10 protein-coding genes are annotated in these 13,457 nt (G+C 58.1%); 7 read left to right on the forward strand and 3 right to left on the reverse strand.

Annotation, left to right across the window (positions count from 1 at the left end):
* Positions 1-157 precede the first annotated feature (157 nt).
* Entirely contained in the window at positions 158-979 is an 822-nt protein-coding gene (locus Q0601_RS12520; RefSeq protein ID WP_305290175.1) for an ABC transporter permease, read from the forward strand.
* 93 nt (positions 980-1,072) lie between these two features.
* The gene (locus Q0601_RS12525) at positions 1,073-1,879 is read left to right on the forward strand and encodes an FkbM family methyltransferase (RefSeq protein ID WP_305290176.1); all 807 of its coding nucleotides are present in this window, start codon (positions 1,073-1,075) and stop codon (positions 1,877-1,879) included.
* A 17-nt stretch (positions 1,880-1,896) separates the two neighbouring features.
* Here the strand turns inward: Q0601_RS12525 and Q0601_RS12530 are convergent, their stop codons facing one another.
* Together Q0601_RS12530 and Q0601_RS12535 are read right to left on the reverse strand one after the other, a co-directional pair.
* A complete protein-coding gene (locus Q0601_RS12530) occupies positions 1,897-2,619 on the reverse strand; it encodes a class I SAM-dependent methyltransferase (protein WP_305290177.1) in 723 nt (240 codons plus the stop codon).
* 137 nt (positions 2,620-2,756) lie between these two features.
* Complete coding sequence (locus Q0601_RS12535) at positions 2,757-4,736, reverse strand: polysaccharide pyruvyl transferase family protein (protein WP_305290178.1); 1,980 nt, start codon at positions 4,734-4,736, stop codon at positions 2,757-2,759.
* A 414-nt stretch (positions 4,737-5,150) separates the two neighbouring features.
* On the opposite strand from Q0601_RS12535, the gene Q0601_RS12540 reads away from it, so the two are divergent.
* The 5 genes from Q0601_RS12540 to Q0601_RS12560 all read left to right on the forward strand — a co-directional run bounded on the left by Q0601_RS12540 (position 5,151) and on the right by Q0601_RS12560 (position 11,852).
* Entirely contained in the window at positions 5,151-5,546 is a 396-nt protein-coding gene (locus Q0601_RS12540) for a hypothetical protein (protein ID WP_305290179.1), read from the forward strand.
* Between the two features lie 176 nt (positions 5,547-5,722).
* The gene (locus tag Q0601_RS12545) at positions 5,723-7,450 is read left to right on the forward strand and encodes a type I secretion system permease/ATPase (RefSeq protein WP_305290180.1); all 1,728 of its coding nucleotides are present in this window, start codon (positions 5,723-5,725) and stop codon (positions 7,448-7,450) included.
* Positions 7,447-8,766 (forward strand): HlyD family type I secretion periplasmic adaptor subunit, encoded by a 1,320-nt coding sequence (locus tag Q0601_RS12550; RefSeq protein WP_305290181.1) that lies wholly within the window; start codon positions 7,447-7,449, stop codon positions 8,764-8,766. Before Q0601_RS12545 ends, Q0601_RS12550 begins: the two co-directional genes overlap by 4 nt.
* Before the next feature lie 3 nt (positions 8,767-8,769).
* Positions 8,770-10,827 carry an autotransporter outer membrane beta-barrel domain-containing protein gene (locus Q0601_RS12555; protein ID WP_305290182.1) on the forward strand — a complete coding sequence of 686 codons (2,058 nt, stop codon included), beginning with the start codon at positions 8,770-8,772 and terminating at the stop codon, positions 10,825-10,827.
* A gap of 197 nt (positions 10,828-11,024) precedes the next feature.
* Positions 11,025-11,852 carry a sulfotransferase family protein gene (locus Q0601_RS12560; protein ID WP_305290183.1) on the forward strand — a complete coding sequence of 276 codons (828 nt, stop codon included), beginning with the start codon at positions 11,025-11,027 and terminating at the stop codon, positions 11,850-11,852.
* A gap of 136 nt (positions 11,853-11,988) precedes the next feature.
* On the opposite strand, the gene Q0601_RS12565 is transcribed toward Q0601_RS12560, so the two are convergent.
* A complete protein-coding gene (locus Q0601_RS12565) occupies positions 11,989-13,386 on the reverse strand; it encodes a sulfotransferase family protein (RefSeq protein WP_305290184.1) in 1,398 nt (465 codons plus the stop codon).
* Between the last annotated feature and the right edge of the window lie 71 nt (positions 13,387-13,457).

Raw genomic sequence — 13,457 nt, forward strand, 5'->3', positions numbered from 1 at the left:
GGTGGCGATTTCCTTCATGAACGTTCAGATCCGGCATGGAACGGTACTCGACGGGTGGTTGATCTCTGAACTGGCCTCATACATAACCTATCGTAACAGTTCCAGCACCGATACATCACATGATGTCGAATTTTTGAGCCAATAAGCCGCGATCCAGATGCCCAGCACCAGCACATCGGCACAAGAGAACCTGCTGCGGCCGGTCCACAAGCAGCGCAGTTTTGCCAGTTTCCGTGCCATCGGGGCGCTGATCCTGCGGGAGATGTCAACGACCAACGGCCGGACGGCGCACGGCTATCTGTGGGCCGTGGCCGAGCCCGTCGGGGGCATCATCCTGCTGACCATGATCTTCTCGATCGGTTTCAGATCACCGCCGATCGGGACCAATTTCGCGATTTTCTATGCGACCGGGCTTGTTCCCTTCATGGCCTATATGAGCATCTCGGGGAAGGTGGCCATGTCGATTCAGTATTCGAAGGCGCTTCTGGCTTATCCGGCGGTGACCTTCATGGATGCGCTTCTGGCAAGAGTCATTTTCAACTCGGTGACGCAGATCCTGGTGGCCTATCTTATTTTCACAGGGGTCTATCTCACGCAAGAGACCAGAACCGACCCGCAAATAACCGGCATCGCGCTGTCGATGCTGATGGCCTTTACCACGGCGGTCGGTATCGGTGTGATAAACTGCTTTCTGTTCGCGGCCTTCGCCTGGTGGCAATTCGTCTGGTCGATCCTGACCCGGCCTTTGTTCCTGATCTCTGGCCTGTTCTTCATCTTTGACAATGTTCCACAGCCATTTCAGGACTATCTGTGGTTCAATCCGCTGATTCATGTTGTGGGGCAGATGCGCAAATCCTTCTACCCGTCTTATGTGGGGGATTATGTCAGCCCCATCTATGTCTTCGGATTGGGGCTGACACTGATTGCCTTGGGCTTGGCGCTTCTGATCCGTTACCACCGGGATCTGTTGCATAGCTGATCGTTCCGGCAGAACTCGCGGGGGCGCGGCTTCCTTATTGATCTCGGGCAGCATGGCCGCTTAGAAGCAATCGTCATGCAGGAGAATTGACAGATGACGAACGCACCGCAAATGGCCGCGCGGATGGGGAACCAGATATATCTGAACTTCGGTTCTCAGAAAGCGGGTGAGTTTATAGCCTTTGCGTCGGGAAGCTGGCCGGGCCTGCAGAATATGAGATTTGATACCGACCCGGATCCGGATCTGAAGCGGGTCGTGTTCGATGATAAGACATGGGTGGTCCCCAAAAGCATATTCTGGAGCCATCTGCACAGAATGACACTTGGCTATCACGATTTTATCCTGGGAAAATACTCTTTCCCCGAGTTTTGCGAGATCGAAGCGGGCGATGTGGTCCTGGATTGTGGCTCTTTCATCGGCGGGCTGGCGAGTTCCGCCGCCGGCAAGGCAAGCCGCGTCATCGCGGTGGAACCGTCCCCCATCAATTACAAGGCCGCAAATCGGAATCTGAACGGTCTGGGCAATGTGACGCTGTTGCAATGCGGATTGTGGAATGCCTGCGGTACCCAGCAGTTCAACATCAGCGAAACGGCGATTGATGACGGTCTTCTGGTGCCGGACAAGGGTGAAATCGTCAGAACCGTCACTGTGCAGACGCAGACCGTGGCCGCGCTTGCGAGGTCAAACGACATTACGGTCTTCGATTTCCAGAAGATCGAAGCGGAAGGAGTGGAGCTTGAAATCCTGCTAGGCGAGGGCGGGCTGCTTGCCGACAAGATCGCGGTGGATTGTGCCCCGGAACGCAATGGTGAATCTCCTGGGGAAGACGTGACGGCCCTGCTTCAGCAGCATGGTTTCGAGACCCGCAAGAAAGGGATTGTCGTTTTTGGCAGGCGATAGCGAGGACATGATCATATTCATTGCAGCACGCATCCATAGACATCCTGATGATTGACCCAGCCACGATCCTGAAAATAGATCGGCGACAATCTGGTCTCGGCAAGAGCCGTGAAGATCGTTAGCGGAGATGTAAGGGCAATTCCGTATGTCTCGGAATGCGGATAAGGAGAGAAGGCGAAATCACCGGAGGCATATTCAGAAAGTACCTTTCGCACTCCTTCATCCGAGAGATTGTAGGTTTTCTCGCCTGCCGCCATGCGATCATGAACATAATTTCCATGTGCGGTAAAAACCAGCACCCCCGGATCACTGAGATGATCTCGCAGGTAGGACAGAACCCGAATTGCCTCGTCCCGTGGCAGATGAGTGAATAGAGAGCCGACCCAGATCAAATCGAATTTACCGCCCAATGGCGTATTTAAAGACGGATCCAGAACGCGGGCATCGACGCCAAGGATATCTGACGCTGAAGCGACCGCGTTCTTGTCGATGTCCATGCCTTTCATCTCTGCGTGCGGGAACGCAGCCTGCAACCAGCGAAGAACACGCCCATACCCACAAGCATAGTCTAGAACTCTGTGGTTGCTGCCAATTTCGACCTTCGCCGCCGAGAGAACCTGCAACACCGCTTTCAAAGCGTTCTTGCCGGTATTCAGGTAGGTTGCACGATTGCCTTTGGCCATTCCGTCACGTTCGGAAATTTCCTCGTTCACAGCCACACTATTGATATCGATGATCACAGCCCGTTCTCCCTTCTCGTTTCAAGGTTCCGATACCGGTGCCTTAAAAGCAAGTCCCAGGGATTGCGGGGTTTGGCGCATGGCAAAGCCATGGCCCGGTACGGGAAAATTCAGGCCAGGCGTGCGGAGAATGGAGGTTACAGCTTTGTTTCCCAAATTGATCTGGGATTGTAATGGACATCCCGGAACCGGCGAAAAACCGTGTCATACGTATGCATGCGGCTGAACAGTTCCGAAAGGATGGCCGAGATCGCGTGCTTTCTGTCCGGCATGGCAGCAAGTCGTTTCTGCATGTTCGCGATAAGATCTCCGCCACCGATCTGAAAAGCCGAAATTCCGTCGTAAAGCCGGGCCTGTGATGTGACGGCGCGATAATTCAGCTCTTGCCCGCGGCGGCCGGTTGCCCAGTTCTCGGTTTCATACAGCTTCACGGTGTTGACAAGCACCGATCCGGTCATGGCCAAGGCGCGAACGGTTGGGTTATACGCATGATCCGCGAATGTATCGCAGGCCGAGATCAGCCATCGGCTGTCCAGCTCCTGTCGCAGAAAATCCGGTTCTTTGGCCCAGATGGTCCTGAAGCGCGTAAATGCATCCGATGTCTCGATCCCGCGCCGGATCAGGCAGATAAGGGCGGCATGATAGAAGAGCAATTCGGATTTGGTCGAGAATTCCTCGCGCAGCGTTTCAATATGAGAGGAAATGTCCGACACCTTGGCGCGTGGCGGCGAGGGGGCGGTGCCGGGCACGATCCGGGCTTTCATCTCTTCTATGCGTTCTCCGCAAAGCCGGTGCAGATCACGCAATCCGGTAATGGGTTCTTGCGGGTTTGCGGGGCGGGGGGCGCCTGCCAGAGCCAGAATTTCCGGGGGCAATCGATAGATTTCATTTCTGAAGTCCGGTCGCGACGCGCCGATCTTTCCCGGAAAGCTTCGCAGCATTTGCAGAAGACTGTTCCGCACCGCATGATCTCCGGCATGATAGGCCGTCACAAGTGGGGCGAATATCGTATGCGGTGGCGGTTCTTTTCCCAGCCCGTCGCCGGCGATCTGGCTATATTGGAATCCCTCGGCGCGCATGAGAGTGTTCGTGCAATAAGCTGCGAAATGCGCCGCGGCGGGAACCGGCTGGCCCGGAACGGTTCCAAGCAGTTCGGGAACCGGGGCCGGTTGGCCTTTCTGAATAGCGGCGAAATAGTACCCCGCCTGTTGCAATCGCTCTGCGACCGGTTCCAACGCTGCCCGAAGTTCGGATGCGGTGCCCTTGGGATCGTTCAGAAATCCAGCGGCATCTCCGGCGATGGCATTATGGTCATCGAAGCCGCGTACCGGGGACAATCCCCCCAGCATGGCCGAAAGCCCTTCATTCTTGTAGGAATTGCCGGGAAGCTGGATGACTGGCGTTCCGACGGCCACTGCCATGATGGCCATGTGATAGCGGCCGCCAAGCAGAAAGCGGCATCGCTGCAATGCATGGGCCGCGACCATATAAGATACCCCTGGGGGGATGGTTGCAAAACCGTCTTCGCCCCAGTGTTTCCGGCCAAGTTCAAGCAGCTTCCTGTCCGCCGCCGTCGAGATCATGACCATCGGCACAAGGCCAGTTTCCCGCTTTAGCAGATCGGCGGCCATGAAGATGTCCTGATAGGTTTCATCTCCGGCCCAGCCTGTGCCGGTCACCGCAAAATGCTGCCCGGCGGGAATATCGATGGTTCCCGGCAGCGGGCGGGTCAGAAAGGCGGCGTCCGGGATATGAAACACCTTCCGGATACCCGCGTTTTGCGCCGCATCGAATGAGATATTCTCGCGTACAGCCACCAGATCGAAACTGTTATAGGCCGCCGCCATGACCTGCGTGAATGACTCATCGCAGGAAAAGATCGTCTGGTTCACTGCCATAACCGGCTTTTTCCAGGCGTGTTTGGCAACGAAGGGAAGAAGCAGCAGCCGTGCGCCGCACACGAAATCCGTGCCTCCCATCGTGCCTTCGGCCTGGAGAAACACCAGATCGGAACTCCTGACCTGACCCGCATATCTGCCGTATCGCTCGAAAGTGAGCCGTTCGAGATAGTCCAGAGACCTGCCCGCGGACGGCCCGCCCGTGCAGACATCCGTCATGGCATCATGGATATCCTGCCGGGATTCCGCGTCAATCCGGCGATCTATTTCATGCCTGAGAATTAGGGGGACGAATGTCAGATTTGGCAAGAATTCAGTTTCAAGTTCCCGGTTCAGAAGTTCCACCAAACCCCAACTGGTCGCCTGACAACCCCAATTCTGACGAAATCCGGTAAAATTGACAATTGCAATCTTTCGTGCCTGATAGCTATTCAAGTTTCATTTCCATACTTTTGGATGATGTCCGGGGGCGACATAATTCTGTCACTTTTATCGGGCTGCCGACTGCGGCCGCCGGTGTTATTTCGTAAAAACAAAAAACAATTGACTTCACAACCATAGCAAGAGAGACTTCAATCGCTCAATTCCTAAAATTGAGTGTTATGCGAATGAATCAACAAGGGGTATGAACCAATGCTTGGTGGACTTCTCTCACCTGTAAGCGGAGTTCTGGGCTCCCTCTTCGGCGGCGTCTCGTCACTTTATGACGGAGTTCAGGGCGTTGTTGAGGGGCTGGCTCCCGGATCGATGGACGGAACGACGACGACAGGGAACCTGTTGAACGACAATGGCGCAGTTAGTGATCTGCTTGATAACCTTGCCGAAGGCGACATCACCGGTGGCATCTCCGATGTCTATGCCAATGTAATTGGCCCGGGCGGAGTTGTGCATAACCTGGCTGATGGCGGCGGTCTGGGCATCGAGGGGCTGCTGGGCAACACCCTTGGCCTGGCGGATGGTATCCTGGGCAGCGCCGATGGTTTGACCGATGATTTGCCGATTTTGGGAGGCTCAGGCTCACTCCTTTAAGGTGAATGCTTCAGTTAGATATTTAAAAGGTCCGGGCGAAACTTCATGTTCGGGCCTTTTAATTTGAGATGCAGCTGCGGCGGAATGTATTTGACATCCAATCCGCCTGGGCTTTTTTATGGAAGCCGCCTGATGTTTCGCCATGCTCTGGAACAGTCCGACGTCCATAGTTGCCGATGTCCGTAGTTGAGGCACAACATATTCAAGAAGCTGATAATGATGCGCAGGGGAATTACGTTCTCCATGCGCTGAAATCCCTGCGCACATATTTTATTTTCGCGGGTATTTTCTCTTGCGTGATTAACCTGCTTTATCTCAGTTCGCCGCTCTATCTGATGCAGGTCTATAACCGCGTTCTGGTCAGTCAAAGCATTCCTACGCTGGCGATGCTGACCCTCATTCTCGTGCTGTCTCTTGGTGTGATGGGGTTGCTGGATGCTTTGCGGGGCAAGTTGCTGGTACGCTGCTCGGTCCTGCTGGACGATCGGCTGGCCGGGCCGGTTTTTGGCGCATTGGTGCGCAAGGCGGCCCGACAGGGCATGTCCCCCGGCGCGCAGACCCTGCGCGAGTTGGACGAGTTCCGGGCCTTCGTGACCGGGCCGGGCATCCATTTCGCCTTCGATCTGCCTTGGATCCCGATTTATCTGGGGCTGCTTTACCTGATCCATCCGATCCTCGGCCTTGTCGCCACGATCGGCTCCGCCCTGTTGTTGCTGCTGGTCTTTGTCAATGAAAGACTGACCAAGACCGCGCTTGAGACGGCGCAATCCTCGTCGCGGCGCGCTTTCGTCTTTACCGACAATATCATGCAACATGCCGATGTGATTCATGCCATGGGCATGTTGCCATCCGTCGAGCGGCACTGGCAGGGCAACCGCGGCCGCATGCTGGCACAACAATCCCTGGCCAGCGATCGAAATGCCTCGGTCACCGCCAGCATCCGTTTCGCGCGGCTGCTGCTGCAATCGCTGCTGCTGGGAACGGGGGCGTGGCTGGCCATCGATCATATCATCATGCCCGCAACCATATTCGCTGCCAGCATCATTATGGGTCGCGCGCTGGTCCCGGTCGAGCAGTCGGTCGGAGCGTGGAAACATGCGGTCGCGGCAAGATCGGCCTATCGACGGGTCAGCACATTGTTGCAGGAAAACCCCGATCTGCAGGTTCGCACGATCGTTCCCAGCGAAGAAACCGCGCTTGAGGTGGATGACCTCTCTTACCGGGTCGAGAACCGCAAACGCCCGATTCTGGACAAGCTGTCCTTCAGCATCAACTCGGGCGAGGTTCTGGGGATTGTCGGCCCAAGCGGATCGGGAAAAAGCACGCTGGCGCGGTTGATGATCGGGGCCCTATCGCCCTCGGAAGGCCGCTTGCGCTTCGGCGGCATCAATTACGAGCATTGGGATCGCGGAGAGTTCGGGCGCATCGTCGGCTATCTGCCGCAGGATGTCGGGCTGTTCGCGGGCACTGTGCGTGAGAATATCGCCCGCTTTCAGGATGTGGCCGTTGATCAGATCGTCGAAGCCGCCAAGCTGGCCGGAATTCACGAACTGATCCTTGATCTGCCCAAGCAGTACGACACCATGCTGGGTCCGGGCGGGCTGGGCCTGTCGGGCGGACAGCGCCAGCGACTGGGTCTGGCTCGCGCCCTGCTTGGCAAACCCCGGCTGCTGGTGCTGGATGAGCCGAATGCGCATCTGGATATTATCGGCGCGCGTGCGCTTAGCGAGGCGCTGTTCGTCATGAAGGCGCAGGGCAGTGCGATTGTCGTCATCACCCATCAACCTGCCGTTCTGGAAACCGTGGACACGATCATGTCGCTTGATGACGGGCGGATCAGGCGGCTTGGCCCGCCCGAGCAGATACTGGCCGGTACATTGGAAAAAATGGGGGAGAGTGAATGAGTCAGCCCGCCTCCGTTCCGCAACTGGCGGAATACCGCGATCCGATGCGCCCCGCGATCTGGGGCTGCGTCATCGTGGCGGTTTTTCTGCTGGTTTTGCTGGTTTGGGGGAATTCTGCGCGGCTGGCCAGTTCCGCTTTGGCTGAAGGCAGTCTGCAGGTGATGGCGCAGCGTCAGTCCGTCCAGCATCCTCATGGCGGGGTGATCTCGCAGATTCACGTCATCGAAGGCCAGACCGTGGCCCGGGGCGAGTTGCTGATCGAACTCGATGAAACGGAGGCCCGCGCCTCGCGCAATATCGCCGAATCCGAGGTGATTGCCTTGCAGGCATTGCAGGCCCGGCTGGAATGCGAGCGTGATCAGAGCGATCCGTTATCCTGTCTGCAGGAATTTGCGGATGGCAAGGAGGATCATCCGGAAATGGCCGCGGCACTTGCGAATGAAACCGCGCTTTTGCAGACCCGCGCGCGGAAATTCCGGACCGAGACCGGGATGCTGACTTCGCGCGTTTCGCAGTTGCGCGAACAGATCAGCGGTCTGGACGCACAGTCTCAGGGGCTTGCGCGGCAACGCAAGCTGCTTGAGGAAGAGTTGGAAACTGCGCATAAGCTGCTGGATTCGGGCTTGACCTCGCGCAACCGCACCCGGGAATTGGAGCGTGCCATCGCGGGCGTGATCGGCGACGAAGGGTCCCGCAGCGCCGAAATCGCCAGCGCCAGGCAGGAAATCTCGGAGGCAGAGCTTGCCGTTGCCCGTCTGGAGGACGAACGGATCAACGAGATCACCGACCAGTTGCGGAACACCCGCTCGGCGCTGGCCGAAGCCCAGCCGCGTCTCGATGCCGCCATTCTGGTCGAGAAACGCGGTAAGATCCTTGCCCCCGTCAGTGGTCAGATCGTCGGCCTTTCGGTCTTTACCGAAGGGGGGGTCATTCAAGCGGGACAGCAACTGATGGATATCGTTCCGGACGATAACCCGATCATTGTCGAGGCTCGTCTGCCGCTGTCGGATATCAATGGTATCGCAGTCGGGGACAGCACCGATATCCGTCTGACCGGCATCCCGCGCAAGGATCGCCCGGAACTGATGGGCGAGATCATCAGCATCTCGGCCGACAAGATGACCGACAGCCAGTCCGGCCTCAGTTACTTTTCTGTCCGGATCGGGCTGGATGCCGATGAGATCCGCCGGTCGCAAGTCCCGTTACGGCCGGGAATGCCCGCCGAAGTCGTCATTCCAAAAGGATCGCGCACGATGGTCAGCTATCTGCTTGGCCCTCTGCTGGATGAAATCACCCATGCCTTTCGAGAGGAATAAGCCATGGCCAGTCATGACATGAAAGCACAGCCCGAGGCTCGTAAGCGCATGGAATTGCGAAACGGCAGTGGGCAGGGTAACGGAACATCCGCCGAAGCCGGTCTGGTTACGCTGGCTGCCGGTGCCATTGGCCTGGGCCTGACCATGCTTCAGCAAAGCGAGGCAGAGGCCGCCACGATAGAGCCCGATACCGCGCCGAAGCCTGTCCCGAATGCGACCGATAGCCCGGACGCGGCACAGCAGATCGCGGCGCCCATCTCGGAAGCCGAAGCGCCTTTGCCGTCGCAGAATGCCGTCCAGGTGGATATTCCCGTTGTAGAGGTTCCGACCGCCGCCGAAACCGGGGCAGTACAGGCAGAGGCGGTAACACCTGCCGATTCCGTAGGTGAAGCGCCGATTCAGACGGCATCTGCCGATATGGCCGCCGGTGTTCCGGCGGATCATAGCGGGCAGGCGGGATCGGGCGGGCAGTCGGTGACTGTGACCGCGCCGGTCGATAAGGTGATTGATCTCGGTGAGTCGGCACCAAGTGACGGGGGCATCGAATCCGGCAAGCCAGCGCCACTTCCTGCCCAGGATAAGCCTTCCGAACCGGCCGACGTTGCGGATAATCCCGAAACGCCCGAAGTGCCGGATGATAGCACCGAGATCGTAGCGGAAACGCCCGACGCCGCTCCGGCCGAAAATGACGAAGCTCTGGACGGCGTCGGCGACGCGGTCGGAGGGGTTGTCGGAGGTGTCGTGGATGTCGTCACTGATCTGACCGATTCGCTTACGAATGAAGATGGCACGATTCCTAATACTATCGGGGCCGTCGGGGACACGATCGAGACCGTTACCGACACGGTTGTCGATGTCGTGGATGTCGTTGTCGGCACGGATGGCCTTCTGGACGGGTTGACCGATACGGTCGGGGAATTGACTGGCGCCTTGGGCGACGGGGACGTTATCGGTGCCGTAACCGGCACCGTGGATGTTGCTCTTGATACTGTGGGCAAAGCAGTTACCGGCGTGACCGATGCGCTATTGGGCGACGGTGGTTTGACAGATGGCGTCCTTGAGACGGTCGGAGAGACTGTGGCGACGGTAGGCGATACCGTAACCGACGTGCTGGATGCCGTGGTCGGGCAGGATGGATTACTGGGCGGGATCACCACTGCGCTGGACGGCCTGACCGGCCCTGACGCCGAGGGCGATGGCAGTACGGCGGTCGTCGCGGATATTGTCGGCGCGACCGTCGGAACGGCCTCGGCCGCCGTCACCGGAGTTGCGGATGCGCTGCTGGGCGATGACGGTGTCGCCGAAACCTTGACCGAGACAGTTGGGGAAACCGTCGCGACGGTGACCGGAACCGTGACCGGCGTTGTCGATACGGTCATCGGGCAGGATGGGTTGCTGGGCGGGCTCACTACGGCGCTGGGTGGTCTGACGGGAACTGGTGCAGATGAGAATAACGGGGCGACCGAGGTTGCCGCCGATCTCGCTGAACCGGCCGTGGAGACTGCCTCCACTGCCGTCACCGGAGTTGCGGATGCGCTGCTGGGCGATGAAGGTGTCGCCGAAACCTTGACCGAGACGGTTGGGGCAACCGTCGCGACGGTGACCGGAACCGTGACCGGCGTTGTCGATACGGTCGTCGGGCAGGATGGGTTGCTGGGCGGGCTCACCACGGCGCTGGGTGGTCTGACGGGAACTGGTGCAGACGAGAGTACAGCGGCGACCGAGGTTGCCGCCGATCTCGCTGAACCGGCCGTGGAGACTGCCTCGACAGAGCCCGTCGAGATTACCGGGCCTGCTGAGGTCGCAGAGACCGTCGAAACAGCGGCGGCCGACACCGGCGATCTCGGGACAACCGATACGGCGGATATGGCGGTCACGCCGCCCGAGGGCAGTCAAGGGCCGGATATCTTCGCCGCGATTGATCAGATCCTTGATGGCTCGAACGGATTACTTGGGGGCCTGCTGCCCAATGTCTCGTTCATTGGCCAGCCGGTCATGGAGGACGATTCCGGGCCGCATGTCGATGATGCGAATGGGTCGCTGCTGCATGGCCTGATTTAGCAACAGGTTTTAACCACAGGAAAACATCTGGGCCGCGCGATCTGTCATACCGGTTCATGCACTCTTTTACCTGCCGGGCCTGCGTGCCGGCCAGTGAAACTTTGGAGTCGGATCGGCGCGCCCCTAGCGGAGGCAGCTCAAGTTCTTTACATTCGGGCCTGCAAGAAAGGTTCTGATAAGAAAATAGAAAGAGTGTGATGAGAACACCGAACCTCTTTATCATTGGCGCCCAGAAATCCGGCACGACCTATCTGGCCAATGTACTCGCCCGTCATCCGGACGTGTTCTTCTGCTCTCCCAAGGAACCGCTGTTCTTCTCGAAACCGGAAATCGACCAATCCCGGTACGAGCGGTATCTGGAAACCAATTTCGCCGATGCCCGGGACGAAAAATGGGTCGGCGAAGGTTCGACGACCTATCTGCAATGGCCACGGGCGCTGAAGAACCTGAAGTCCTTCATTCCCGACACGCCGAAAATTATCGTCTGCATGCGCCATCCGACCGAGAAGGCGGTTTCCTTCTACATCCATAATTGGCGGCGAGGGCGCTATGCCCGGGATATCCGGATCGGCGACACCGCCGCGATGCCTGTCAGCCTTTCTTCAACGAAAACCAGCTGTTATGCTTCTTCTCTGACGCGCTGGCTTGACGCCTATCCGCGCGAGGCTTTCTGCTTTCTGAAATTCGACCAGCTCAGGGATGACCCGGCGGGCTTCGTCCGCAAGGCGACTGCGTTCCTGGAGATCCCCGAGCGTGAAACCGTGTTGCGTAAAACGGTCAATGCGGGGTTCAGCCTGACTTGGCGCGGCGACAGCCTTGTCATCGACGACCCCGACGCGCCACCAGAGGGTCGACCGGAATTCACCCGCACCGAGCTTGAGGATATACATGCGCTGATGCAGGAAGACATCGCCGAGACCGAACGACTGACCGGACTCGATCTGGACGAGTGGCGCAAATTTCCCGCATTCGCGGCGACTGACCGTCAAAGCGTCGAGACTGCGACATTTCCTATGAACCGATGACGCGGGAACCATCCCGAATGAAGCTATCCATGAAGGCGGCGATGGTTATCCTTTCCTGTCCGGCGGCGCGCATCAGGCCATTGGCGATCCTGCCGGGAGAAGGCGTAGCTGCGTCATCGGGATAATCCGACAGGGATTACTTCCGCAGGCTTCTTATCCCGTCGGTAAATCTTCGCAACGGCCGTGTGACGCGCCAGGATCTGCTGTTATGCAAGGCCGCGATCTCATCGCGTAGCTGATTTGCGACCTCCTGAAGCTCCGCCTTCTCCGCGTCATTTCGGGCCTCTGCCTTCGACAGAAGCGCAGCCCCTTCCTGTTCGCGCTTTTCACTTTCGGCCAGAAGACGCGTTACCTCGGATAATTCCCGGAACTGAACCTGCAAGCGGCTGTCGAATTCTGCTGACCGTGCCTCGGTCGCACTTCTGGCGGCTCGCTCACGTTCGATCTCTTTGTTGAGACGCTGAATTTCAGCAGCATCCTGCTGGCGTTCGGCAAGAAGCGCAGCATGGACTTCATCCAGTTCCAAAACCCGGGATTGCGTTTGTTCGAGTTGAGTCTCAAGCCGCTTAACCTGCTCGTCGCGCTCAGCCATGTCCAGACGCAGATCATCAATGCAGGCAGTCATGGTTGCCTGTTCCTTCGTAAGCGTATCTGCCTTGTCCAGGCCGCTTTTTATGATCTGCGCAAAGTTCGGGGCCGCCCTATCAAGTGCGCCGCGGAGCGCGTCAAGACGCTTGTGATCTTCGCTATTCTCGCCATCGGAAACCCAGCGCTCCAGAATTTCATAGGTATCGCGAACCCAGGTCGAAAGCATCGGGCTTTGAAGTATCTTCCCGGGCATTTCCTTATGATGTTGCAGGTCGCTTTCCAGAAACGCTTCGACCTCGGTCGCGGCCCCCAAAGAAAAGCGCGGCAGACTCAGGTCCAGCGCCGTCTGGATTTTTTCCGCGACCCCGGTCCAATCCGTCAGAAGCTGAGTGAAACTGGTGAAGCAGCGCGGTCGATTGCGGGTATTGGCCTCGGCGTCAAGAATATGCCGCAGCCAGATCAGATGGCTAAGCCCCCTCGTGATCCCGTTTCGCTTGGCCAGTGAGGCCGCGACCTCCAGCGGGTTGCGATGGGTCAGAACATATCCGGGCGTTGCGCCGACCTCATGGAACACATCCTCCCAGAACGGGACTAGCCGGCAAATACGCGGATCCTTGAGTACGAACAGGCGCGACTGGCCGAATTCATCGGTCATCGTCTTGACGGCACGCTCGTGGAATTCCCGGGCGGGGGGGCTGGCGGACCAGCTTGCGGGCATTGGCAGCCAATCATCCCAATGCGTTCCCGCCGATGCGAAAAGTTCGGTGTGAAGCCGGTAAAACTTGCCGGATTCGAAATAGCCCTTTTCATTACTTTCATTGGGGGCCATGAGCGTGGCGGGGCCTTCGCAGCCAAGGATGTTCAGCACCCCCGAAAGCGCAGAGGTGCCTGAACGGTGCATTCCCAGAACAACTACGGCGGTACGATCTGACGTCTTTTTGTTCATATGGAGCTACATCCTAGGAATGGGAGGGATGCGTGGCGAAAGCGGGATCTATCAATTCCACCGGAAATTAT

The organism is Paracoccus wurundjeri, assembly GCF_030678915.1.
Taxonomy (GTDB): domain Bacteria; phylum Pseudomonadota; class Alphaproteobacteria; order Rhodobacterales; family Rhodobacteraceae; genus Paracoccus; species Paracoccus onubensis_A.